The 23,710-nt window shown below is 63.2% G+C and carries 22 protein-coding genes, 1 tRNA gene and 1 pseudogene; 10 read left to right on the forward strand and 14 right to left on the reverse strand.

The window, feature by feature from the left end; translation table 11 throughout:
* The first annotated feature begins 173 nt into the window (after positions 1-173).
* The 3 genes from BANT918_RS12855 to BANT918_RS12865 all read left to right on the forward strand — a co-directional run bounded on the left by BANT918_RS12855 (position 174) and on the right by BANT918_RS12865 (position 3,300).
* On the forward strand, positions 174-731 hold the full coding sequence (locus BANT918_RS12855; protein ID WP_101620635.1) for a PadR family transcriptional regulator: 558 nt from the start codon (positions 174-176) through the stop codon (positions 729-731).
* Between the two features lie 90 nt (positions 732-821).
* Positions 822-2,555: an ABC1 kinase family protein gene (locus tag BANT918_RS12860; protein WP_101620746.1), complete on the forward strand. Its 1,734-nt coding sequence runs from the start codon at positions 822-824 to the stop codon at positions 2,553-2,555.
* A gap of 283 nt (positions 2,556-2,838) precedes the next feature.
* A complete protein-coding gene (locus BANT918_RS12865; RefSeq protein ID WP_101620636.1) occupies positions 2,839-3,300 on the forward strand; it encodes a DUF4383 domain-containing protein in 462 nt (153 codons plus the stop codon).
* A gap of 19 nt (positions 3,301-3,319) precedes the next feature.
* Here BANT918_RS12865 and BANT918_RS12870 read toward each other — a convergent pair whose 3' ends face one another.
* From BANT918_RS12870 to BANT918_RS12880, 3 genes are all read right to left on the reverse strand, one after another.
* Positions 3,320-4,330 (reverse strand): inorganic phosphate transporter, encoded by a 1,011-nt coding sequence (locus tag BANT918_RS12870; RefSeq protein ID WP_101620637.1) that lies wholly within the window; start codon positions 4,328-4,330, stop codon positions 3,320-3,322.
* A gap of 3 nt (positions 4,331-4,333) precedes the next feature.
* A complete protein-coding gene (locus BANT918_RS12875) occupies positions 4,334-4,999 on the reverse strand; it encodes a DUF47 domain-containing protein (protein ID WP_233430482.1) in 666 nt (221 codons plus the stop codon).
* Positions 5,000-5,258: 259 nt separating this feature from the next.
* Positions 5,259-5,846, reverse strand: coding sequence for a hypothetical protein (locus BANT918_RS12880; RefSeq protein WP_233429535.1), 588 nt, complete (start codon positions 5,844-5,846; stop codon positions 5,259-5,261).
* A gap of 168 nt (positions 5,847-6,014) precedes the next feature.
* Between BANT918_RS12880 and BANT918_RS12885 the strand changes: the two genes are divergently transcribed.
* Positions 6,015-6,953 carry a hypothetical protein gene (locus BANT918_RS12885; RefSeq protein ID WP_101620638.1) on the forward strand — a complete coding sequence of 313 codons (939 nt, stop codon included), beginning with the start codon at positions 6,015-6,017 and terminating at the stop codon, positions 6,951-6,953.
* Between the two features lie 160 nt (positions 6,954-7,113).
* A tRNA-Lys gene (locus BANT918_RS12890) sits at positions 7,114-7,186 on the forward strand.
* Between the two features lie 82 nt (positions 7,187-7,268).
* Here the strand turns inward: BANT918_RS12890 and BANT918_RS12895 are convergent.
* Complete coding sequence (locus BANT918_RS12895) at positions 7,269-7,520, reverse strand: PspC domain-containing protein (RefSeq protein ID WP_101620639.1); 252 nt, start codon at positions 7,518-7,520, stop codon at positions 7,269-7,271.
* A gap of 330 nt (positions 7,521-7,850) precedes the next feature.
* Positions 7,851-9,104: an FAD-dependent oxidoreductase gene (locus BANT918_RS12900; protein WP_101620640.1), complete on the reverse strand. Its 1,254-nt coding sequence runs from the start codon at positions 9,102-9,104 to the stop codon at positions 7,851-7,853.
* Positions 9,105-9,217: 113 nt separating this feature from the next.
* On the opposite strand from BANT918_RS12900, the gene BANT918_RS12905 reads away from it, so the two are divergent.
* The gene (locus tag BANT918_RS12905) at positions 9,218-9,733 is read left to right on the forward strand and encodes a GNAT family N-acetyltransferase (protein WP_101620641.1); all 516 of its coding nucleotides are present in this window, start codon (positions 9,218-9,220) and stop codon (positions 9,731-9,733) included.
* Between the two features lie 32 nt (positions 9,734-9,765).
* Here the strand turns inward: BANT918_RS12905 and BANT918_RS12910 are convergent, their stop codons facing one another.
* From BANT918_RS12910 to BANT918_RS12930, 5 genes are all read right to left on the reverse strand, one after another.
* Positions 9,766-10,782 carry an N-acetylglucosamine kinase gene (locus BANT918_RS12910; protein ID WP_101620642.1) on the reverse strand — a complete coding sequence of 339 codons (1,017 nt, stop codon included), beginning with the start codon at positions 10,780-10,782 and terminating at the stop codon, positions 9,766-9,768.
* Positions 10,779-11,726: an N-acetylmuramic acid 6-phosphate etherase gene (murQ, locus tag BANT918_RS12915; RefSeq protein WP_101620643.1), complete on the reverse strand. Its 948-nt coding sequence runs from the start codon at positions 11,724-11,726 to the stop codon at positions 10,779-10,781. The genes BANT918_RS12910 and murQ overlap by 4 nt, the downstream gene beginning before the upstream one ends.
* Positions 11,726-13,231, reverse strand: a complete 1,506-nt coding sequence (locus BANT918_RS12920; RefSeq protein ID WP_101620644.1) for a sodium:solute symporter — start codon at positions 13,229-13,231, stop codon at positions 11,726-11,728. Before BANT918_RS12920 ends, murQ begins: the two co-directional genes overlap by 1 nt.
* Positions 13,232-13,297: 66 nt before the next feature.
* Positions 13,298-14,515 carry an anhydro-N-acetylmuramic acid kinase gene (locus tag BANT918_RS12925; RefSeq protein ID WP_101620645.1) on the reverse strand — a complete coding sequence of 406 codons (1,218 nt, stop codon included), beginning with the start codon at positions 14,513-14,515 and terminating at the stop codon, positions 13,298-13,300.
* On the reverse strand, positions 14,512-15,285 hold the full coding sequence (locus BANT918_RS12930; protein ID WP_101620646.1) for a GntR family transcriptional regulator: 774 nt from the start codon (positions 15,283-15,285) through the stop codon (positions 14,512-14,514). Before BANT918_RS12930 ends, BANT918_RS12925 begins: the two co-directional genes overlap by 4 nt.
* 158 nt (positions 15,286-15,443) lie before the next feature.
* Here BANT918_RS12930 and mgrA point away from each other — a divergent pair, with 158 nt between their 5' ends.
* Both mgrA and BANT918_RS12940 read left to right on the forward strand, forming a co-directional pair.
* On the forward strand, positions 15,444-16,484 hold the full coding sequence (mgrA, locus tag BANT918_RS12935; protein WP_101620647.1) for an L-glyceraldehyde 3-phosphate reductase: 1,041 nt from the start codon (positions 15,444-15,446) through the stop codon (positions 16,482-16,484).
* A gap of 87 nt (positions 16,485-16,571) precedes the next feature.
* Positions 16,572-17,381, forward strand: coding sequence for a DedA family protein (locus tag BANT918_RS12940; RefSeq protein ID WP_101620648.1), 810 nt, complete (start codon positions 16,572-16,574; stop codon positions 17,379-17,381).
* Positions 17,382-17,443: 62 nt separating this feature from the next.
* Here the strand turns inward: BANT918_RS12940 and BANT918_RS18140 are convergent.
* Positions 17,444-17,527 (reverse strand): annotated as a pseudogene (locus BANT918_RS18140) (hypothetical protein); the annotation flags it as partial.
* Between the two features lie 204 nt (positions 17,528-17,731).
* Between BANT918_RS18140 and BANT918_RS12950 the strand changes: the two are divergent.
* A complete protein-coding gene (locus BANT918_RS12950; RefSeq protein ID WP_101620649.1) occupies positions 17,732-18,751 on the forward strand; it encodes an alpha/beta fold hydrolase in 1,020 nt (339 codons plus the stop codon).
* Positions 18,752-19,036: 285 nt separating this feature from the next.
* Here BANT918_RS12950 and BANT918_RS12955 read toward each other — a convergent pair whose 3' ends face one another.
* Positions 19,037-20,089 carry a zinc-dependent alcohol dehydrogenase family protein gene (locus BANT918_RS12955; protein WP_101620650.1) on the reverse strand — a complete coding sequence of 351 codons (1,053 nt, stop codon included), beginning with the start codon at positions 20,087-20,089 and terminating at the stop codon, positions 19,037-19,039.
* A gap of 918 nt (positions 20,090-21,007) precedes the next feature.
* On the opposite strand from BANT918_RS12955, the gene BANT918_RS12965 reads away from it, so the two are divergent.
* Positions 21,008-21,322 carry a transcriptional regulator gene (locus BANT918_RS12965; RefSeq protein WP_101620652.1) on the forward strand — a complete coding sequence of 105 codons (315 nt, stop codon included), beginning with the start codon at positions 21,008-21,010 and terminating at the stop codon, positions 21,320-21,322.
* A gap of 76 nt (positions 21,323-21,398) precedes the next feature.
* On the opposite strand, the gene gap is transcribed toward BANT918_RS12965, so the two are convergent.
* Both gap and BANT918_RS12975 read right to left on the reverse strand, forming a co-directional pair.
* The gene (gene gap / locus BANT918_RS12970; RefSeq protein WP_101620653.1) at positions 21,399-22,394 is read right to left on the reverse strand and encodes a type I glyceraldehyde-3-phosphate dehydrogenase; all 996 of its coding nucleotides are present in this window, start codon (positions 22,392-22,394) and stop codon (positions 21,399-21,401) included.
* A gap of 194 nt (positions 22,395-22,588) precedes the next feature.
* Positions 22,589-23,626, reverse strand: coding sequence for a GlxA family transcriptional regulator (locus tag BANT918_RS12975; RefSeq protein ID WP_101620654.1), 1,038 nt, complete (start codon positions 23,624-23,626; stop codon positions 22,589-22,591).
* Positions 23,627-23,710: the final 84 nt, after the last annotated feature.

Consider the following 23,710-nt stretch of genomic DNA (forward strand, 5'->3'; position numbering starts at 1 on the left):
CACGACATACACCCCTTGACGGTGTAGTCCATGCCCCCGGCTGTTGACGCAGCGCGGGGGCCCTTACGTCACCCGACCCTACCCGGCAGACCGGCCCCGTCCATCGGCATCAAGATGGATACCCCTTATCTTTTTATATCGTCAGAGCGTTTCATTCACACCTGGAGGTCATCATGAACGAGCCATTCACTCACGGAGGTTCTCCTCGCCGCGGCGGCGACTGGGGCGGTTCCAACATCTGGGAGGCGATGGAGCAGCTGCGTTCGTCTTTCTCCCCGAAACAGCCCTTCCGCATGAACCGCGGGGACGTCCGCGCCGGAATCCTCACACTGTTGGCCGAGGCACCGATGCACGGCTACCAGATCATTCAGGAGATCGAAGAACGCAGCGGCGGCAGCTGGAAGCCCAGTCCGGGGTCGGTCTACCCGACGCTGCAGCTGCTCACGGATGAGGGGCTCATCGCTGCGGAGTCCTCGAGCGGGCGCAAAACCTATTCACTCACCGAGGCTGGACGCGAGCAGGTCGAATCCGATCCCGAGTCCAACGCCCCATGGGAATCGGCCAGCCGAAGGGAAGCTCCCCGGGCGGCGAACCTGGCCAAGGCCGGCATCGAGCTGGCGCAGGCTGCCTCACAGGTCGGTCGTTCGGGCAGCAAGGAACAGGTCGCTGAGGCGGTCACCGTGTTGGAAGAGACCAAGCGCAAGCTGTATTCGATCCTCGCTCAGGACTGAGCGATGGCGGCGGGAATCGATCGGGGCGCCCCGACACAGGACCTCGCCACGGCGAGTCCTACTACTCAGAATCGCCCCGATCAGCGGCGAATGCTGAGGGCCCGCTCCGGTAAGATCCTCCGCTTCGCCGCTGCCCAGATGGTCGTGGCCTGGTGGTTCGAGCTGACGCTGCCGCGGATCGGCCTCGGCCGGTTCGCGGCACGTCGACGGGTGGAGCGCTGGCGGTCGACTGCCCAGCGATTCCGCGTCCTGGCGGTGGAGCTAGGCGGACTGATGATCAAGATCGGTCAGTTCCTCTCGTCCCGCATGGATGTTCTCCCGCCTGAGGTCACGAAGGAACTGGAGGGACTGCAGGACGAGGTCTCGCCTGTCCCTTTCGAACCGATCCGCACCCTCGCCGAGGCGCAGCTGGGCATGCGCCTCACCGATACCTTCACCTCCTTCGACCCCCGACCGCTGGCCGCAGCATCCTTGGGTCAGGCTCATTCGGCCACACTGACTCCGGCTGCGGCTGCAGAGCTGGGATTCGCCGAGGTGGTCGTCAAGGTCCAACGTCCGGGCATCGCCGATATCGTCGCAGTGGATCTGCGTGCCCTGCGCCGGATCGCCGGGTGGCTCTCACGGGTCCGGTTCGTCTCCCGTCGCGTCGACATGCCGGCTCTGGTCGAAGAGTTCGCCCACGTCAGCCTCGAGGAGATCGACTATCTCCACGAAGCTGCGAATGCTGAGACCTTCGCCATGGATTCGCCTGCCTCGGTGCAGGCTCCGCGCATCGTCTGGGAGCAGACCACACCACAGGTGCTGACCATGGAAGACGTCACCGCGATCAAGGCCAATGACGTTGCCGCTCTGCGCCGAGCCGGAATCGATCCCCGTGAGGTCGCTACCGCCTTCGCCCACACCATGTTCGATCAGCTTTTCCGCAGCGGCTTCTTCCACGCCGATCCCCACCCCGGCAATATCTTCGTGACCCCGGACCACCCGGTCGCCACCTCGGCGGGGGTGGGATCGGACACTGCCGCGGCCACCTCGGCGGGGGCCGACTGGCATCTGACCTTCGTCGATTTCGGGATGATGGGGCAGGTGCCCAAGGACCTGCGCGCCGGCCTACGGGAACTCATCATCGCCGTGGCCACCCGTGATTCCCGCCGCCTCGTCGCCAGTGTCGAACTCATCGGAGTGCTGCTGGACGGCGCCGACACTGCCGAGCTCGAACGCACCCTCACCGAGCTCTTCGCACGGTTCGGCGGAATGGGGTTCGCGCAGCTGCGCGAGGTCGATGAGAAGGACCTGCGGGCCTTCTCCACGGATTTCGAATCGGTAGTCCGCGATCTGCCCGTGCAGCTTCCCGAGAACCTCTTCCTCATCATCCGCTCACTCTCAATGGTGTCGGGTCTGTGCAGTTCGCTGGATCCGACGTTCAACATCTGGGAGGTCGTCGAACCCTACGCGGGCGAACTGATCGAGGATGAGAAGGGAGGGTCCGCCGGCACTGCGGTGAAGGAAGTACTCCACTTCGCGCGCCTGACTCTTGGCCTGCCGGGACGCCTCGACTCTTTGGTGCAGAGGATCGAGGACGGCGAACTCTCGGTGTCCACACCCTCGCTGGACCGCCGGGTCACTGGCCTCGAGCTGCTGGCCCGCGGGGTGATCTCGGCCGTGCTGTTCACCGGTTTCGTCATCGGCGGAGCTGTACTGCTGCCGGTGACGGATCTGGGCGGTGCGCTGCTGCTTATCGCCTCGGCCCCGGCGCTCATACACAGCCTGTCCACCCTGCTGCGGCACAGGAGCCTCAGCCGCAGGCACCGACTCTCGCGAGCGTGATGGTCGCTTGCCGGCCCGAGTGCCACGGCGGAATCGCCTCGGCGCACAGTGGAGTACGCCCAGCGATGACCCCACCGATCAGGAAAGACCAGCGATCGCCGCCACAGCATAGCCACGCGAGTTGTCATCGCCACCAGGTTGCAGCGGCGGCGAGGCGGGACCGGTAAAGCGGAAGATGTGTTGGTGAGGTGGGACGGGGGAGAAAATCTGAGCGCCCACCCATCCGAATCGAGTCGGGCTCCGAACCACGTCATGTACAACAAGAATCGTCGAAAGGTTTGTCATGACCAGTCATACCGCACCTCTATCCACCCGCACCGCACGCACCAGTGTTCAGCTCGTATCGGGCATTTTCGGCGCCGTGTTCCTTCTGGTGGGCATCCTGGGGTTCGTCCCGGGCATCACACAGGACCTGGACACGATCATGTTCGCCGGCCAGCACTCGGAGGCGGTTCTGCTGGGGATCTTCCAGGTCTCGGTCCTCCACAACATCGTCCACCTGCTCTTCGGAATCGTCGGGCTCCTGGGTCTGCGATCACGGGGACTTGCGAGGGCCTTCCTGATCGTCGGCGGCATCGTCTATGCGGTGCTGTGGATCTACGGCCTCGTCGTTCCGATGGAATCAATGGGCAACTTCGTACCGCTCAACACCGCCGACAACTGGCTGCACTTCGTTCTCGCAGTGGCCATGGTCACGACCGGCATCGTCTTTGGACGCAAGTCTCACGCCGCCGCGAAGCGGTGACGCTGAGCCATACTTCCCCTCAGCCACCGAACAGTCGGACCACCAGGCCGATCACGATCGCCAATACCGCCGCCGCGGGGATGGTCAGCACCCAGACCCCGGCGATGGGAAGGATGAAACGGGCACGGGCTCGACCCTTGCGGCCGGCGTACTGAGTACCCAGGATCGCTGATCCGAGAATGAAGGTCAGCGACACCGGGACCCGCATGATGAGTGCCGCCGTGTACATGAGCACCGTGGCCGTGGCATCCGCTGTCGCGGACTTCAGAGGGTCCAGGCCGGCCATGCGGACCGACAGTGTGCGGACAACCCGCCATCCGCTCAGGCCGGTGCCGATCGCCAGCGCTGCGGCGATGAGCAGCCGCACCGGCCAGGAGATCTCGACGACAGAGAGCTGGGTGTACGGGTTGGCCTCCACTGCGAGGAGGCCAACCATGACCAGTGCCGCGATCTTCTGTGCGTCCTGAACGCCGTGGACCAGTGACAGCGAGGCGGTGAGCACCGAGTCGACCATGCGCGCACCGCGGAAGAGCGGTTTGGGAGGCGAAGCAGCAAAGGTCTTCGACAGCAGAGCCGTCAGCCCCCATGAGAGGACGAACCCGAGGATCGGCGAGATCAGGAGCGGCAGGATCACCGAGTCGAGTGCCTCGGCGGAGTTGACCGAGAAGCCCAGCACGACGCCGGCACCCAGGAGACCGCCGATGAGGCAGTGCGTGGAGGATACCGGCAACGCGAGGTAGTACGTGAACAGGCTCCACGCCGTTGCGGCGACGAAGGCGATGATCAGAGAGGTGAGGATGACCTCGGGGTCTCCCTCGAAGTGGACGATCTGATTGGCCACAACAGAGGCGATCCCCTCGCCCAGAAGTGCTCCGATGAAGTTGAAGACCACGGCCAGGCCCAGCGCCCACCGCGCGTTGATGGAACGTCCGACGACAGCGTTGCCGATCGTCAGCGCAGCATCATGGAAACCGTTCGAACCGGCGAAGATCACCGCGGTCACGATGACTCCCGCCAAGAGCAGCTCCACGGACTACGACTCCTTGATCGCGATGGCGGCGACGACCTTACCGAGCTCGGTGAACCCATACGCGGCACGAACGAAGGCCTGGCCCAACTGAGAGACCGCGGTCATGTATGTCAGACCGCGCTTCGAGTTCGGCACGGCGTCAGACATCCGCCACTGCAGGGCCTCCACCTGATAGGTGAGCCGGTTGATCGCGTCGACGTAGTCCCACTGATCGAGCTTGCCCGGCAGCCGAGTGATCATCCGGGAGGTGTGGTCCGTCTGGTTGGACAGTGCGGCAAGAGTTTCAAGGACGCCGGAGGGCAGCTCATCGAACGCCTCCGAGGCGAGGACGAATCCCGCACCGTGGAGAAGGTGGCAGATATCGCGCATGTGATGACCGAGCAGGTAGAGGTCATTGCGGTCAAAGGGTGTGATGTAGTTCTCGCGCAGCGCACGAAGCACGGCTCCCATGTCTTCATCGGCTTGATCGCCGATCTCACGGAGGCGGTCCGAAACCTGCCGACGTTCACTGACTTCGATGCCGGAGAGTTCGGCAAGCACCAAATTGCATTGCCTCATCTGTCCGACCAGGTCGGACAGCCGTTCGTAGAAGACAGTGTCCTGCGGTACTCGCTTGAGCCGCACGCGTTCCTCCTGCCCGGGGCCCGGTCGAGCCGGACGAATGTGCATGTTGCTTCAATTGTATGTGCCGGACGCTGAACCGAGAGCGCCTCTCGGCGGTAGGCCGCTCGAAGCGGCTGAAATTGGAGCCCGGGGCTTCAGATCCAGCGTCCGGTGGCCACGAGGGCCACACACAACGATACTCGCTCACGCTCATGAGTCCACCGCCGAGGCGGGCGAACGAGAGTTGAAAATCTCACAGTCGACATATGTGGTCAGCCTCCCCGCCCGGAGGACGAGTCCTCGGATCAGCCAGGCGGCGGATCGGTCAGTCCAGTCCACCGTGACGGTGGGCGATGGCAGCATCCTTGAGGTCCTTCGCGAACTGGCGCAGCCGAGTGGCAGTCTCGGAGCGGTCGGTGCCTTCGGCGCACATGCCGATGAACGCTGCAGCTCGCAAGAGGGCGATGACGACGTCCCCGCGGAAGGCGCCAGCCAAGATCTCATCGATGGCACGGGCCACCTCATCGGGACCTGCGGGAAGCTCGACTCCGGCCAGGATGTCGTCGAGCCCGAGGCCGTCAGTCATCCTGGCCTGCCCGGCGGAGAACATGTCGGCGAGCTCGCGCGGAGCGGTGAGGATCCATTCGCGCAGCGCATAGAGACGCCAGAGCGCTCCCGGCGCGGACACGGCAGGCGCCGTAGACCACATTTCGGCAATGACCTCGAGACCGATGTCGTCTGCCAACTCGACGAACCGCTTTGTTGCAGCCTCGTCACGCTGTCCACTCGAGTCCCCGAGCAGCAGCGCCGCGGTCGCGTGAGAGGTCTCTGACCTGGTCACCGGGTCACTCGTGTCGCTGACGGAATCGAGATCGGCCAGAGGAATCGGGCGGTGGAAGCGTGGCTGTGTCATCGTCAGAGCAGTCTAGTCCCCCAGTCTGGGTGAGCATCCAGCCCGGACGGAAATTCGTCTCCCGGTCAGGATTCATTCGTCGCGCTCACAATGGCCACTACTAAACTGGAGACAAATCCGTGCCAGCGACCAGCAGGCGACGAGCGCAGACAACGAAGAGGAATTCCCGTGGCAAAATCATCAGTGGCGAAGAAGGGTCTGGACAAGGCAGCGAAATTCGCTGTCAATGAAGACGGATCCCTCAATCCCCGCGCCCAGTCGATGCTGTCGAAGCTTCTGTCGGTCCAGCGCCCAGTGGCTCTTGCCTATGTGCGCAGCCTGCGTCGCAGGAATCCCGATGCGACTCCGGAAGAGCTGATCAAGATCATTCGTCGGCACTACCTCACGCTGACCACCTCGGGTGGTGCGGCGGTCGGTGCCACCGCCGCGGTTCCCGGCCTCGGCACGACCGCCGCACTGGGTGTGGCCACCGCTGAGACCGCTGGATTCCTCGAAGGCACCGCCCTGTACGCCCAGGCGGTCTCCGAGATCCATGGTCTTCCGGTTCAGGACGCCAATCGCGCGAATGCACTGGTGCTGGGGCTCATGCTCGGCAAGGACGGGAAGAACCTCGTCCAGCGCTTCAACAGGCAGTCCGGTGGCACAGAGTCGATGTTCAGCAACTGGGGCGCAACCGTGACCAAGCAGCTGCCCGCCCCCGTCGTCGACCTGCTGGTGCGGAAGCTGCGGAAGACGTTCATCCGCAAATTCGCCGCACGAGCCGGCGGCTCACTGGTCGGCCGTTTGCTGCCCTTCGGCATCGGCGCAGTCATCGGCAGTGTGGTCAACGCTCAGATGTCTCGGAAGGTGACCAGAGAAGCGGAAGAAGCCTTCGGTGCCGCCCCCACGATCTTCCCGCTTGAGACTGATCCGGAGTTCGTCGCCCCGAAGAAGGATCACAGAATGCTGGCGGGGCTGAAGAACGTCGCTGCGCTTCGCGGCAAAATCAAAAAGCACAAGGCAATCGAATCAGACGTCATCGACGAGGCGGCCGAAGAAGACTCGTCGAAAGCGGAATCGTCGATGAACAATCGCTCAGAAGATGACCGTCCCGAACTGGAGGGATGATCACACCATGAGCTCGTTGGTGCTGACGACAGCGCAGCGGGGTCCTGTCGACTTCTGATCTGCCGCTGGCTGGTTTGAGTATTCGGGTCCCTTACCTCTAATATTATTGAGTCTCCAACAACACCGATGTGACGTATGTTCACGCGGTTGCGTTGAGGCGGGGCCTCTAGCTCAGTTGGTAGAGCAACGGACTTTTAATCCGTGGGTCGTGGGTTCGATCCCCACGGGGCCCACCCAAACGACAGAACCCCTCCGATCACGGTGCTGACACCGGATCGGAGGGGTTCTTCGCTGTTGTTGCAGGTTATGGGGCTGTCACTGCTCGAGACTGCCGCCGAATGCCTGTTCAACGGGAATGGTCCCGTCCTGCCACGGAGTGATGACCCAAGCGACGAGATAGGCACCGAGGCCCAGAACCGGAAGCAGGAACGAAGCGAGAACCAGCAGACGAACCAGCCACACATTCAGCCCCGTCGACTTGGCCAGACTTCCCGCGATGCCGCCTAGAACCCTGTCGGGGCCACGACGGAAACCGGTATTGCGGATCGCATCAAATAGTTTTCTCATACCCTCAACAGTACGCAGGTTCTGCCGTCTGCACAGGGGTGCTGACCGTCGAACCGGGCTGAGGGAAACCGTAATGGCAACTGTGGGACCGGACTGGAAGAGCGGGGCCGCCTCGGCGACTTATGAGACGGAATTCTCATTGCCCGAAATCACGATCACAGGTTTTGGGCGCGGCATAGAGGAGTTCCTTGTGAAGTGGTTGAAGATGACCGTCCTCACGCTCGTCGTCATATTCGTGGCTTTCTACCTGTTCACCCGGCCAGAGGATTCAGCCGATGCAGTCCGGAACACGTTTGCTGCGGTGGACGACGGCGAATCCAGGGCTGAGCCTCAGACCCGCTCCGCTTGCCGACGGGCGAAGCCCGGGGCATGTTCGGCAGTGACCCCCATCCCGAGGATGCGCGTCGGAACCACGGTCAGCGCAGGGAACGTCGTCAGCAGCCAAAGAATCGGCGCCGGCGGGCGGATGGCTCCGCCGTTGTGGACGACCGGTTCGATCATCGCGTGGATGCCGCCCTGCAGCAGTTCAACGGCTTTCGTCGTCAGCATTCGTCTGCGCTGCACCCGTCTGAGCTCGCGGGTGGACACATTCCCCGTGCGCAGGGCTTCGGCCAACAGACGGGCCGTGGCCACACCATCCTGGACCGCCAGGTTGACGCCGTCTCCGCCCAGCGGGCTCATGGCATGGGCAGAGTCGCCGATGCACAGAAGCCCGTCGACGAACCAGCGTCTGGCTTCGTTGCGCCGAACGTCGAGTAGCTTCACGTCATCGAATCGGAGCGTTGCAACGTCGTCTGCCAGCGCGGGGAATGTCTCTGCGACCGCGCCGCGCAGGGACTCGATTCCCTGCTCACGAAACCGCGCGTCCTCACCCTTCGGGATGAGGCGGGCCATCTGGACATGCCCGTCACGCGGAATCGCGACGAAGACATTGCCGCCCTTGGCGCGAGGAGCGATGGTGTCAGCCAGCTGCGCCGTGGTGTCGATCCGGAACCACCACACATCGATCGTCGAGCGCAGTTCCCGCATCGACAGCGCCGCCTCGTCCCGCGCCTTCGACCAGCGCCCATCGGCAGCCACGACGAGTGGCGCACGCAGCTCGGCCTCACCCTCGGGAGTCTGTGCGCGCACACCGATGACCCGGTCGTCGTCCCAGATCAAGGAGGACATCTCGACCCCCATGCGCAGATCGAAGCCGGCTTCGTCTTCCCCTGCCTTGGCCAGCAGATTGAGGAAGTCCCATTGCGGAGCGATCGTCATGAACGGATGCGCCGTGTGCAGTCTGGACAGGTCGCCGAGGATGTAGTCGCGACCGTCATCGCCGATGAGGCTGATGGTGGTCACCCTCCGGTGGGTGATCCGTGCGAACTCGTTGTAGAGCCCGAGCTCGTCGAGGAGGCGCAGTGTTGAGGGATGGATGGTGTCACCGCGGAAATCTCTGAAGAAATCAGTGTGCTTCTCCAACACCACAACCTTGACGCCTCCGCGTGCCAGGAGCAGCCCGGCAACGATTCCGGCGGGACCGCCGCCGGAGATGATGCAGTCGTATTCGTCTGTGAACCGATCGTGCGCGGTGTCTGTCATGACACCCTCCTCAGCATCGGGGGCACAGAAACGATTTTAGTCCACGAGCGGACCGAAAGACATCAGTCGGCGCGCAGTAGGTGCTTACCCCCACCTGCTGTAGCCTCTGGCGTATGTCTGTTGTGATTCGACCTCACGGCATCGACGATGTCGAGGCAGTGGCGAAGGTCCATGTCGAAACCTGGCGCGAGACCTACCGCGGACTCATGCCCGATGAGCTGCTCGACTCTCCCGATATGGTGGAAAATCGCAGGCGGATGTGGACGTCACTCCTCACCCCAGAGAATCGGCGAGACTACTCCTCCGCGATCGCAGATCAGGACGGTACCGTCGTCGGCATCGCTCTGTCGGGCCCCTCTCCGGGCGACGAACGAGGCAGCGACCGCCACCTGTTCGTCCTCTACACCTATTCTGCGATCCACGGTTCGGGAGTCGGGCAGCGCCTCCTTGACGCGGTCGTCAACCTCGAGGAGCGAACGTCTCTCTGGGTCGCCGACCCGAACCCGCGAGCCCGGGCCTTCTATCGCAGAAACGGCTTCACCTGCGATGGCGAGGTCAAGACAGATGAGTACGACGGGGTGCGTGAGGTCCGGATGGTCCGGGAGCGACCCGACGCCTCAGTGCACTGACTCAGTGCACTGATCCGTATCAAGACAGAGACTCAGACCCACAGCACAGTGTCCTGAGCGCGGAGCTTCCCTTCTGCGGCCAGACGGCCAAGCGTCGCGGCCCCGATCAAAGGACCACCGTTAGGCTCCTCGATGATGACGTCGCCGCGCAGACGAATCGCCTCATCCCGGAATCCGGAGACAAGGGTGTCACCAGCCCGAATCAATCCCCCGGTGAGGGCAATGCGCAGAGGCTGATCGAAGTCATCGGTGTGGCCGGTTCCGCCGGCTTCGCGGCTCCGGCACCTGGCCGCAGCGAGAGCACTGCGGGCAGCTTCTGCGCCAGCTTCGCGGAGCAGACCTGTGGCAACTGCGTCGCCGGAACGAGATAGCGCGGCGACCTCGACAGCAAATCCGGCGAGCAGTCCGGCTCGACCGTCGCGAGTGTAGAACTGAGACGGCCACGTGGCCGGGGGACCAAAGATTCGCGTGGCCGCCTCGAGCAGTGAACGTCCACCCTGGTCGACCCCGTCGTGGGTGCGCAACGCGAGTTCGAGCGACCGTCTGCCCAACCAGGCTCCTCCACCGCGGTCCCCGAACAGATGCCCCCAGCCGTCGGTTCGGGTCCAATGCGGGGACATGACTCCACGCTCATCTGGTCCCGAATGCGCGATCGAAATCGCCCCGGTGCCGAGAACCGTGACCACACCTCCCCGTCCGCCGAGGGCGCCGAGGTGGGCGGTCACCGCGTCAATCGCCGCGGCCACGGGTGCCTTCGCCCTGTCCGAGATCTCGGCGAGCACGGGCGCAGGGTCCTCGGCAAGCGAAGCGATTCCAGTGGCGCCGATACCGACTCCGGTGAGCTGGCCGAAAGGTTCGGCCCACGTCTCCTCGGCCGCTTCGACGAGGCTGGAGGCGATGGAGAGAACATTGCTTCCGCCCGCGCCGACCTCGACTCCTGGGCCGGTCCGGGTAGCCACGACGGTGAGATCACCGTTCGCGTCGAGTTCCGCCAGCGCAACCCGGCTGCCGGTGCCGCCGATGTCGATGCCGAGGACGAAGGTGCTCATGCGTCTTCGGGTCCCGTCGACGCGGCGATCGCAGCTCTGACGGAACCGTCGGCGTCGTCAAGAAGAGTCGCTGCGGCCAGCGGAGTCACCGAGGTGAAGGAGACGACCAGCGCTGTCTTGAGCTCGCCGTCGCAGCGCTCCAACAGGTCTCGCGCTTCGGCATCAGACAGGTCCGCGGCCTCGCAGAGGATGCGCACGGTCCTCTCCCGCAGTTTGTCATTGGTTGCGACGACGGAGACCATGAGGTTGCGCCAGGTGCGCCCCAAGGCGATCATCAGCGCCGTCGAGAAGCCGTTGAGGGTCAGCTTCTGTGCCGTGCCGGCCTTGAGACGGGTTGACCCCGTGACCACCTCGGGCCCGGTGTCGAGCACGATATGAGCGGCTGCCGCCTCGGCGACGGGGGCCTGCGGGTTGTTCGAGATGAGCACGGTGTGCGCGCCCGCCTCACCGGCAGCCTCAAGCGCACCGCGGACGTAGGGCGTCGAGCCGCTGGCTGCGATTCCGATCGCCACATCGTCTGGGCCCAGCTCTCCCCCGACCCTGCGACCGTCGTCGGCGGAGTCCTCGGCGTTCTCGACTGCGTTGACCAGCGCCGCCTGACCTCCGGCGATGTGCCCGACCACACGCCCCGGTTCGAGGTTGAAGGTCGGCAGGAGTTCGCTGGCGTCGAGAACTCCCAAGCGACCGGAGGTACCGGCTCCGAAGTAGTGGACAGTGCCGCCTCGGCGCATCCGCTTCGCCGCGATGTCGACGAGTTCCGCCAGCTGCGGCAGGACGTTCGCGACTGCGGTGAGGACGGCTTGGTCCTCACCGTTCATCACCTTCAGGACACCGAGGGTGTCGAGCTCGTCGAGTCCGGCGCTGCGGGGGTTGCGCTGCTCTGTCGGCGACAGCGGCCGCGAGGACAACGGCTGCTGGGACGACGGTTGCTGGGGCTGCGTCATCAGCGGTTGCTGCCTTCCACCTCGGCGACGGTGGCCCGATTCTGCGTCTTCGGGTGGCGCAGGGACAAGAGCCCGCCGACGCAGACCATGACGATGACGCCGAGCAGCGGGTACCACTGCCAGGCGACCCAGACCTCACCGGTGACGTACTTCTCCATGATGAAGAAGAAGGCGTTGACCGCCACCGCCAGGCCGAAGGTGATGTTCGCATCGACCGCGGTGGCACGCTTGTTGATGATGCCGAACACGAACGCGCCGAGGAGTCCGCCGTAGGTGATGCCTGCGACGCCCAACGCGAGGATGACGATGTTGCCTTCATCGGATTGGAAGATCGTGGCCGGGAGGATGAAGGCGATGCCCCACCCGATGGTCGCCCACCGTCCGACCTTGAAGCCCTCAGCGTCGGTCATCGGGGTCTTCTTCAACCGTGCGTAGACATCGTTGACCGTCGACGACGACAGTGCGGACAGCGACGAGGACAGGGTCGACATGGCCGCGGCGAGGATTCCGGCCAGGAGCAGTCCCGAGATGCCGGGAGGCAGGCCTTCGATGATGAAGTGCGGGAAGATCTCGTCATCGCGGCTCAGTCCCAGGTCGGCCGGCAGAGCGTGGTCGTAGTAGGCCCACAGCGCCAATCCCACCGCGAGGAAGATCGCGAACTGCACGAAGACGACGAGGCCGGAGACGATGAGTGCCTTCTGGGCCTCGATCTTGGACCGGCAGGACAGGAGGCGCTGGACGATGAGCTGGTCCGAACCGTGCGAGGCCATGGCGAAGACCGCGCCGCCCAGCAGCGAAGGAATGAACGAGGAATCTGCCGAGATCGGATTGCCCTCGAATACGAACATGTTGAGCTTGCCCGCCTCGACCGCATCGGCCACCCATCCGCCACCGAAGGTCGCGGTGATGACGATGATGGTCAGGAGGCCGCCGACGACGTAGAGGCACATCTGGGCCACGTCGACCCAGACGACGGCCTTGATGCCGCCGATGAAGGTGTAGGCGATCGTCACCAGGGAGAGGACGACGATGATGACGAAGTAGTTCGTGTGGATGCCCAGCCCGTCGAGGATCACCTTGACGGGAATGGCTGCGGCGAGGACCCGGATGCCGTCGGCCAGGAGGCGGGTGAACAAGAAGGTCACACCCGCGGTCGTCTGGGTCGAGGCACCGAAGCGTTTGCCGAGGTAGGCATAGGCGGTGAGCATCTCACCGTCGTAGTATCTGGGCAGCATGAAGAAGGCGACGACCACCCGGCCGAGGATGTAGCCCAGACCCAGCTGCAGGTAGGAGATATCGCCGAGGTAGCTCATGACCGGGATCCCGATCACCGTCAGTGCGCTGGTCTCCGTGGCGACCACGGACAGGCACACCGCCCACCATGGCAGGCTCCGACCGCCGAGGAAGTAGTCCGTGAGGTTCTTCTGCTTTCCGCTGAGTTTGAGCCCCAACCACGCCGTGGCGACGAGGTAGACGATGATCACCAGAAAGTCGATGATCTGCATGGTGTTTCTCCTTCATCAAAGGGATGTCAGTTGCTTCGAGAGGTGTGCGTCGGTGCAGGATTCTCGTCAGGCCAGGATGCTCAGAAGCGTGGGTCTTCGGTGCAGCGGTTCCGGCAGCTGCAGGGGGTCTTCTCCTGGACTCAGCCGCCCAGCGATGCTCGGATGGGCGGCACCGGTGAGGCCCGGTTGCGTTCCAGCCAGCCCGTTCCAGGTCAGCCATCCGAGCAGGGCCATCAGGAGTGCTTCCTTGCTGCCCTCTGGCAGGCCGAATTCCTCATCGGTGCTGGTCAGAGTGACATCGTCGCCGAGCTCAGTATGCAGACGATGCATCAGCGTCGGATTCCGTGTTCCACCACCGGAGGCGATGACCCGGGTGACGCCGTGGGCCCGGCAGGCATCGGCGACCGTGCGCGCGCTCAGCTGAGTGACCGTGGCGATGGCATCATGCTCGCCGAGGTGGCTTCGAGTCCCGAGAAAACGGTCGAGGTAGTCTGCGTGGAAGAGTTCCTTGCCCGTCGACTTCGGTGCCGGCTGCTGGTAGTACTCATCGGCCAACAGTGCACTGAGCAGCTCCTCGTCGACCTGGCCCAGTGCGGCCAGCTTGCCATCGCGGTCGAAGCCCTCTTCTCCCGCAGTGATCCTGCGGGCGAGGACGTCGATGAGCGCATTGGCGGGACCGGTGTCGAAGGCGATAGGACCGCGATCGGGCACGAGGACCGTGATATTCGCGATCCCGCCGAGGTTGAGCACCGCGGTCGGTGTTTCGACCTTGCCGATCAGGAGCTCGTCGAGGATCCCGACGAGTGGGGCACCCTGGCCACCGGCCGCAACGTCGCGGGCGCGGACGTCGGAGAGCACTGGAGCTCCGGTCGCCTCGGCGATCCAGGCGGGTTGGCCGATCTGCAGGGTCGAGGTGACGAGGCCTTCGGTGATGTCGTGGCGCACCGTCTGACCATGGGAGACGACGAGATCGCAGTCGACTCCGATCTCGGTGCACAGGTGCTGCACAGCCTCGGCGCTGAACCGACCCAGGCGGGCATCGACGCTGGAGACCAGAGACAGGGGGACGTCGCCGGGCTCGAGGAGACGCAAGATGTCGAGGCGCAGCTGGTGATCGAATTCGACCTCCTGGCTGGCGAGGATGCGCACGCCCAGTTCGGACGCGGCGGCGGTCCGGCGTTCGCTGCCCGTACCCTGGCTGTCGTGGCCGTCGAGGGTGAATTCGGCGAGGATGACGTCGAGGGCGTCGGCGGAGGTGCCTGTCATGAGGCCGGCGATGATCATGCGTGGTCTCCTTCGGGTTGCCCTGCCTCGGACTGCCCTGCCTTGGGCTGACTGGGCGGGGCGCAAGGCCTGTCGGGCAAAGTGAGTTCGGTGCGGATCTTGTAGCGGTCGCCGCGGTAGACGGAACGAACGAATTCGAAGGGCACTCCGTGTGCCCCGCTCGAGGTGCGTTCGAAGAGCAGAGCCGGTGACTGTTCGGGAACTCCGAGCACCTTCGCCTCGTCCGTATCGAGGAGGGTCGGTTCGATCGTCTGCACGCTGTGGTTGAGCACGATATCGAAGCGCGAACGCAGAAGCTCATAGAACGAACTGTTCTCCAGGTCTTCGGCGCACAGTCCCGGAACAAGGGCAGATGGAATATGCAGCTCTTCGAGCGCGAGTGGTTCTTCGTCGGCCAGACGCAGACGCAGAATCGCGATGACCTCAGCGTTCTCGTTGACGTGCAGTCTGCGCCCGATGTGGGCTCCGGCTCTCGTCACATCGAAGGCGACCACACGAGATCCGGGGCGCATGCCGCGGGCGAGCATGTCTTCGGTGAAGGAACTCGCGGCCAGGGGTTGGTCGAGTTTGGGTCCGAGGGCGAAGACACCGGCACCATGGCGGCGTCGGACCGCTCCCTTGGCGACCAGTTCGTCGATGGCGCGGCGCAGGGTCATCCGTGAGATGCCCAGCGCCTCGGCGAGCTGGCGTTCGGGTGGGAACTGCTCGCCGGCGCCCATTGACTCAAGGCGGTCGAGGAGTTGGTCCCGAATCGAGTGGAATTTCGTCACGTGACCATTGAGTCATAGAACACACCAGAAAATCAAGACCACTGGTCTATTTCACAGCTTGAAAGATAGTGCGTTGCGTCGTTCGCGACTCGGCATCCTCGTTGCCTGCGATTAAGCTGAGGTCAGCACCCGAGCCATCTCCCGCCGCAGGAGGCACCGTGTACCAAGCAGCCGAAGACCGCTACGAGAAGATGCGCTATCGTTCAGTCGGCCGATCCGGGCTCGTGCTCCCTGCACTGTCCTTGGGACTGTGGCATAACTTCGGGGACGACGTCGCCTTCCAGAATCAGCGCGACATCGTGCGTCGGGCCTTCGACTCAGGCGTCACCCACTTCGATCTGGCGAACAACTACGGTCCGCCTCCAGGGTCGGCCGAGACGAACTTCGGGCGTCTGCTGCGCGAGGACCTCGGGTCCTACCGGGACGAACTCATCATCTCGACCAAGGCCGGCTGGGCGATGCACCCCGGCCCCTACGGCGGTCCGGGTGGCAGCCGCAAATACCTGCTCGCCAGCCTCGACGCCTCACTCACGCGGCTCGGCCTCGACTATGTCGACATCTTCTACTCCCACCGCCCCGATGCCTCCACTCCTCTGGAAGAGACCATCGCGGCTCTTGACACCGCGGTGCGTTCGGGCCGCGCCCTCTACGCCGGCATCTCCTCTTATTCGGCTGCCGACACCGCTCGCGCCTCGGCGCTGGCGAAGGAGCTGGGCACTCCCCTGCTCATCCACCAGCCCTCCTATTCGATGGTCAACCGCTGGATCGAATCCGATGATCTGCTCGAGACCACGGAGTCCGAGGGGCTGGGCGTCATCGCGTTCTCCCCTCTCGCGCAGGGACTGCTCACCGACAAATATCTCGGCGGAGTCCCCGACGATTCGCGGGCAGGCAAGAGCACTCCGTCGTTCAAGGACGGGTTCCTCTCCGACGACAACCTCGAGCGCATTCGTGGCCTCAACGAGATTGCGGCAGCGCGCGGTCAGTCACTGGCCCAGCTGGCACTGAGCTGGGCGCTGCGCGATGATCGTGTGTCTTCGCTGGTCATCGGGTCCAGCCGAGTCGAACAGCTCGAGCACAATGTTGCGGCCCTCGATGCGCAGCCACTGACTGCCGAAGAGCTGATCGCCATCGATGAGTTCGCGGTCGATTCCGGCGTCGACATCTGGGGAGATGCCCGCCGCAGCACGAAGGACTGAGAGCGCCTTGCCCTGTTCTGCCAGGGTTCGCATGTGCCACTGTGATACCGTGAGCGCCGACCACACAGCCCCATGCAGGAGCCCTCGATGAGCGACAAGCGCCTTCCCGATGACGAGGCCCGGCGCGGGGACTCCGAACTCCGCGACTCCGATCACGGACATTCTGCAGGCGCATCCGGCGAGGCGACCAACAGATCGACCAGCGAGGCAGACGCGGCTCCCAGGGAGAACCCCTGGGCTGCGCTCAAGCCATGGCAGGGGAAGGCCGCGGGTCTTGACAAGCTGCTGCTCTTCATCATCATCGGAGTACCGCTCGTCTACCTGGCGCTCATGCCGCTGCGTCCCTGGATGCTGGTGAATGCACCAGTTCTGCAGGAGTTCATCAATGGCGCGAAGACCGCAGTCGTTGCGGCCGGTGCCTACGCCAGCGTGGGTGAGATTCCGTTGTGGCTCGTCGTGGTCGCCGGGTTCATCGGAATGGCGAAGTTCGACTGGGCGTTCTGGTTGGCCGGCCGACGGTGGGGTGATGGAGTGCTGCGGCTCTTCGCGCAGAACGAGCGGCAGCTCAAGCGCATCGAGTCACTCAAACGGATCCCCAATTGGGCCCTGTTCCTCATGACCATCGTGTCCCGATGCCCGGGTGTGCCGGGCACCCTCGTCTATCTGGTCGCCGGTTGGACGAGGATGCGACTCTCGCTCTTCCTCATCGCCGACCTCCTCGGCTGCCTGATCTTCACCCTCATCTGGACGACGTTGGGATATCAGCTCGGTGAGACCGCCGTCGATGTGCTCAAGGTCGTCGACAAATACGCCCTGTGGCTGACGCTGGCGATCATTGTCGGCATCTTCGTCCTCACCTATATCAGGGAGTACCGGAAGCAGAAGCGCGCAGAGTGAGCCCCGCCTGAAGCGCCGGTGAACTCAGGCTCCGAAGTGGTCGAACTCAGGCACCGATGGCCTCAGGCTGTGAGCGTGGGCAGTAAGGCACAGGGATCTATCACCGTGCAACTGATGGCACCGCCCGAATGACAACTGCGATTATTGCCATTGCTTTCACCCGCAACCCTGCTAACTTGCGGTTAACGGACTGTATCGCAGTCCGGTTCTGGCGATTGAGCTCGCGCAATCGAGTGAACTGCAGGATTACGCGCTCGATGCAGCTCTCTGCGTCGCCAGGCTGAGCACTCCTGGCCACATGATCTGACCTAACAGACCTGACGGCCCCACATTGAAAAGGATGGCTGATCATGACAAGCAACTACGAGATTTACGAACTCGGTGACTTCGAACTCCAATCTGGGATGACGGTTGAGTCTGCGAAGTTGGCATACGAAACATTCGGAGAGCTCAACGCTGAGAAGAGCAACGCGATCGTCTACCCCACCTGGTATTCAGGATTCATTGCTGACAACTTCTGGCTGGTCGGTGAGGGCATGGGCCTGGACCCGAAGAAGTATTTCATCATCATCCCGGCTTTGTTCGGTAACGGTGAATCTTCTTCCCCCAGCAACACACCGAAGCCACGCAATGGCTCTCGATTCCCTGACTGCACGTTCTATGACAACGTCAGGGCGCAGCACCAGCTCGTGACTGAACACTTCGGCATCGAACATCTGCGACTCGTGTTGGGTTGGTCCATGGGCGCCGGCCAAACATATCAGTGGGGCGTGCAGTACCCGGACATGATGGACGGACTCATCCCATTCTGTGGGTCGCCCAAGACGTCCCCGAACAACATCGTATTCCTGAACTCGCTAGAAGCTGCGCTCACCGCCGACGCGGCTTGGCATAACGGATGGTACGACCAGCAGCCCGACGTGGGCCTTCGCGCATTCGCCCGTGTGTGCTCGGGCTGGGGTCTATCCGCACAATTCTACTGGGACGAGGCGTGGCGCCAGCTCGGGTATGCGACCCTCGACGACTTTCTGGTGGGCTTCTGGGAGGGGCATTTTCTCCAGCGCGACGCCAACAATCTGCTGACAATGTTATGGACGTGGAAGCATGGGGACGTCGGCAACACGACCGGCTTCGGCGGCGACACCAACAAGGCACTCGGCGCCATCAAGGTGCCACTGATCCAGATGCCGGCCCACGAGGACCGGTACTTCGCCCCGGAAGAGGAAAAGCGTGCGGGTGAGTTCATCAAGGGCAGTGAGTTCAGAGAGATACCTGGAGTCTGGGGCCACTTCGCCGGCATCGGCGCGAATCCCACCGACACCGAATTCATCGATCGCGCGGTCAAGGAAATCTTGGGAGGCTCAGAGTAGGTTGTTTCGTCACATGGGCATCGGTCAGTCCTTCGCGCATTCAGACCCCGCAGACCCCGCGCGCGTGGCTTGACAGGCCGTACTAGGGCAACAGCTCTCATCGGGTCGTAGCCAGAAGTGTCTTCAAACGACTCAACACGGCGACCCAGATCTGGGGTCTACCAGCGCTTAGGTCGCCGACCCGTATGGCGGGCCGGCAATCCAAACCCTGGTAGAGGCTGTAAACACCGCAATCAGACCCCATGTCGGGACTGAACGGTCGTCAGCTCCCAGCGAGCATGCGCATTAGAAGGCGGTGATGATGTTGAATCCTTTGGTTTTGAACTCCGACATCCTGCTGAATACCTCGTTCACATCCTCGAGTCCAACTTCCCGTTCGACCAGGGCCTGGGGATTAAGACGTCCCTGAGCTACAAGAGACAGCAGGCCCGGGAATTTCGGCTGGGGGTTACCGAAACTTCCGACGAGCTCGATTTCGGCGGCGGTGATCGCGTCGATGGGGACCTGTGCCATCCCCTGTTCATCAGAGCCGGTTAGACCCACCTGGACATGGCGTCCGCCCTTGCGGATCGAATTGATCGAGTTGGAGATGGTCTCCTGGATCCCCAGTGCGTCGATCCCTACGTGGGCGCCTCCAGCGGTAATTTCTTTGATGGCCTCAGGTACGTCCTCAGTCCGTGAATTAACCACCGCGTTTGCCCCAGCATCGCGGGCTTGCTGCAGCTTGTCGTCACTGATGTCAACGGCGATGACCTGTGCACCAACAGCGGCGGCGACTTGGATCGCCGAGAGGCCAACACCACCGGCACCCTGCACCGCGACCCAGTCACCAGGTGACACCTGGCCCCGATCGATAGCGTGGAACCCGGTCATGTACCTGCAGCCAAGCGCGGCAGCCGCGGTCGAGCTGACGTTCTCGGGTAGCGAGATCAGGTTGGTTTCCGCTTGGGTGACCAGCAGATACTCCGCGTAACTACCGTCCCAACCACCAAATCCATATACCGCTACATTGAGGCACAGATTCGGACGTCCGGCCCGACAGAATTCACAGCGACCACAACCATGGTGGAATGGTGCTGTCACCTTGTCGCCCTCACGGAACGAACTGACGTTCTTGCCCACAGAGACGACTTCCCCGCCGAACTCGTGTCCAAGAACTGCCGGAAGCTCGAGTCCGAGTCCGATCCACTTCCAGTCGCCTTGCCATCCGTGCCAGTCACTGCGACAGATACCCGATGCCTGGACTCTCAGCACCGCATCTTCGGGGCCCGGAGTCGGGTCCTTGACTTCTTCTACGACTAGGGGCTGATTGGCTTCTTTGACTACAGCTGCTCGCATCGAACTGATCCCTCCATGATTTGTGAAACATCGATGTTCCACATTGCTTAACCGAACGTTAAGGGTGTCGCTCCATTTAGACTGAAGTGACTGAAACGGCCCTCGAAGAGTCGGTGCCACATAGTATCACGCGGCTCTACGGCGACCGGGTCTCCGGCTTTGGAGCGGAGCATTCCGGTGGTGCCCTGTGGTCACTCGATGGTGGCCTTTTCAACAATATTGGTTGTGCCGTGATCTTAGTGTCCAAGACGTCTCGTCGGCTCCGAGAATCCATGCTTCTGTACTTTCGTGCTCCCGTGCTTTCGTGCTGTGTTGAATCTTGCGTCACCCCGGAATATCCCAGCGCTTTTCCACCGGCGGCACACACCTTCGTTCAGTATCCGGGCCACTCACCATTTCGAACTCCGACATAGAGTGATCCACGTTCGCCGCCGCTGACGGGTGAAGCTCATACCTCGGGCACCGAAGGACAGGGAGATCTCGCGCATTCGCGTCGGATCGGTCGTGCGTGCGCTGACGAGCGCTCAGGCGTCGATCCCCTGGTTGACGGCAACACCCAACCCATCGAGCACGCGGGCGCCGCGCTCCTTCACCTCCCTGAGCAGCTGAGCCTTTGAAGAGATCGACACCGCACACATGGCACACTCGCACTGAGGAGCGCAGTGCACTGCCGCATGTGGTCGAAGCGCCACGCGATCAGTTTCGCAACGACGAGTTGCGTCGCGGGCCGCGGAATCGGCTCATTTGTTGAGGCCTCCCCGGACCACGTGACCATGGACGGCGAGGACCTCGAATCCGGAATTCGGTGCATCCGAGACTCCCATCAGGCTGAATGCGCAGCATCGGAAGAATGGGCCGCTGTTCGCGCAGCCGGGGTGGCTTCTGGCAGGTTCCGGGTTCTTCTGGCAGGGTAAGACCATGAGCAATGAACAGATCTTCGACGGGCCGCTGGCTCGCTCAGCCCGTGCCCTGGTTCGCGTATCCGCCAAGGATGTTGCGTCCACAGCCGATGTGAAGAAGTCCGAACTCAAGGACTTCGAGAAGGGACGCGACGACCTCACCGAACAGCAGGAGCACCGCGTTCTCGAAGCTCTCGAAGAATTCGGCGCCAGGTTCGTCCGCGATGACTCCCACGGCGGCTACGGAGTGCGCCTGAAGTTCAACCGCGCCAAGGTCCGCGCCATCGAGCGCTGGGAAGACGAAGGCGGAACTTCCGCCGACGATGACGTCTGAGACCACCTGGGAACACAGAAATTGCCCCGACCGCGCGATGTGCACGATCGGGGCAATTTCTTGTCTCGCTGGAAAGTCAGCCCTTCGCGATGAGCTCCAAGTTGTCGACGACACGGTTAGAGAAGCCCCACTCGTTGTCGTACCAAGCGACGACCTTGACCCGCTTGCCCTCGACGCGAGTCAGTGCGGAGTCGAAGATCGAAGACGCGGCCTGGCCGACGATGTCGCTTGAGACGACCGGTTCGGTCTCGTACTCGAGGATGCCCTTGAGCTCTCCGTCGGCAGCCGTGCGGTAGGCGTCGAGCACCTCGTCGCGGGTGACCTCACGGGAGACTGTGGTGTTGATCTCGACGATGGAGCCCACCGGCACGGGGACCCGTATGGCGTCGCCGCTGAGCTTGCCCTCGAGCTGCGGAAGCACGAGGCCGATGGCCTTGGCAGCCCCTGTCGACGTCGGGATGATGTTCGCCGCGGCGGCGCGGGCACGACGGGGATCCTTGTGTGGCCCGTCCTGCAGGTTCTGGTCACCGGTGTAGGCGTGGACGGTGGTCATGAAGCCCTGTTCGATGCCGGCCAGGTCATCGAGGACCTTGGCCAAGGGGGCCAAAGCGTTCGTGGTGCAAGACGCGTTCGAAATGATGGTGTGTTCGGGCTTGTAGGCTTCGGTGTTCACACCGTAGGCCAGCGTGACGTCTGCACCCTTGGAGGGCGCACTGACGAGGACCTTCTTCGCACCGGCGGTGATGTGCGCCCGAGCTTTGTCGGACTTGGTGAAGCGTCCCGTGGATTCCAGGACCACGTCGACGTTCATCTGAGACCAGGGCAGATCTGCAGGGTTCTTCTCGGCTAGGACCTTGATCGGCTTTCCGTCGATGATGATCTCATCGCCTGAGACCTCGACTGGGAATCCGAAGCGGCCCAGCGTGGTGTCGAACTTGAGCAGCCTGGCCAGGTCTTCGACAGGGCCGAGGTCATTGATGGCGACGACCTCCAGGTCACTGCCGCGTTCTTTCAGAGCGCGCAGCGTGCTGCGTCCGATACGACCGAAACCGTTGATGGCGATGCGAGTCAATGTCACTCCTTGGGAGGGGGTCTGTATGTGGGTACACTCCTATAGTCTCGCGTTCAGACGGCAGATGACAGTGGCCATAGAGACATTCTGCGCAAGGTTCTCGCCAGACGTATTGCCAGATGTCGAAAGTATTTGGCCAGCCGTTTCGCAGGGCTCCGAAGTAGTTGAAGAAGCGCGACTTCTCGGCTGGATTCTCAGCCGGAGAACGTGTGCCGATATTCGTTGGGAGAGGTCGAGAGGATGCGTTGGAAGTGCATGCGCAGGTTCGCTCCGGTGCCCAGTCCTACCTGGTCAGCGATCTGCTCGATCCCTAGGTCGCTGTTCTCGAGAAGTTCCCTGGCCAGATCGACACGGGCCCTGAGCACCCACTGCATCGGCGTGTATCCGGTGTCGTCGACGAAGCGACGTGAGAACGTGCGCACGGAGACTCCCGCGTTTGCTGCGAGGTCCGTCAGTGTCAGTGATTCGCCGAGGTGCTGCAGGGCCCATTCCCGGGTGTCGGCGAAGACCTCGCCGAGGGGATCGGGGACGCTGCGCGGCACATATTGAGCCTGCCCTGCACTGCGGTAGGCGGCCGCAACCAACCGGCGGGCGACTTGGTTGGACAGTCCCACTCCGTGGTCGCGGCGGATGAGGTGGAGGCAGAGATCGATCGCAGAGGCTGCTCCCGCCGAGGTCAGCAGGGCTCCTTCATCAATGAACAGGACGTTCTCGTCGACCTCGATCGAGGGATAGCGTCGGGCCAGTTCCTTCGCTGTCGACCAGTGGGTCGTGGCTCGCCGTCCCGCGAGCAGACCGGTGCGTGCCAGGACGAAGGTACCGGTCGAGATCGCAGCGATCCGGGCGCCGCGTTCGAACGCAGAGAGCAGAGCACCGACAACGGCTGCTGATGGCTCATCGTCGACGACCGAGGTGGCACCGGGGATGACGATCGTGTCTGCCGATTCCAGCGCGTCGAGTCCGACATCGACGCAGTAGGAGAGACCGTCGGCTCCGGTGACCAGTCCCGGGGCGTCCCCGCAGATGTCAACCGAGTACGGCCAGGTTCCACCGGGGAGGATGCCGCTCGGGTTCACCGATGCGGTGGGGCTGACCGCATTGGAGCCGCGGCCGAAGACCTGGACCGGGACTCCGAGATCAATGGCAGACACCCCGTCCAGAGCCAGCACGAGAATTCGGTGAGTCTGCAGGCGGGGTGTTCTGCGCAGTGAGGTTCGGGAGTCATCAGTCATGATTGCTCTTCAGTCTAGGCAATCAACTCGCCAAGGCCATCAGCGAGTTCGAGCATTCGAGGACCAGATCCGACTCCCGAGTCC

The organism is Brevibacterium antiquum CNRZ 918 (genome assembly GCF_900169145.1).
Classification (GTDB): domain Bacteria; phylum Actinomycetota; class Actinomycetes; order Actinomycetales; family Brevibacteriaceae; genus Brevibacterium; species Brevibacterium koreense.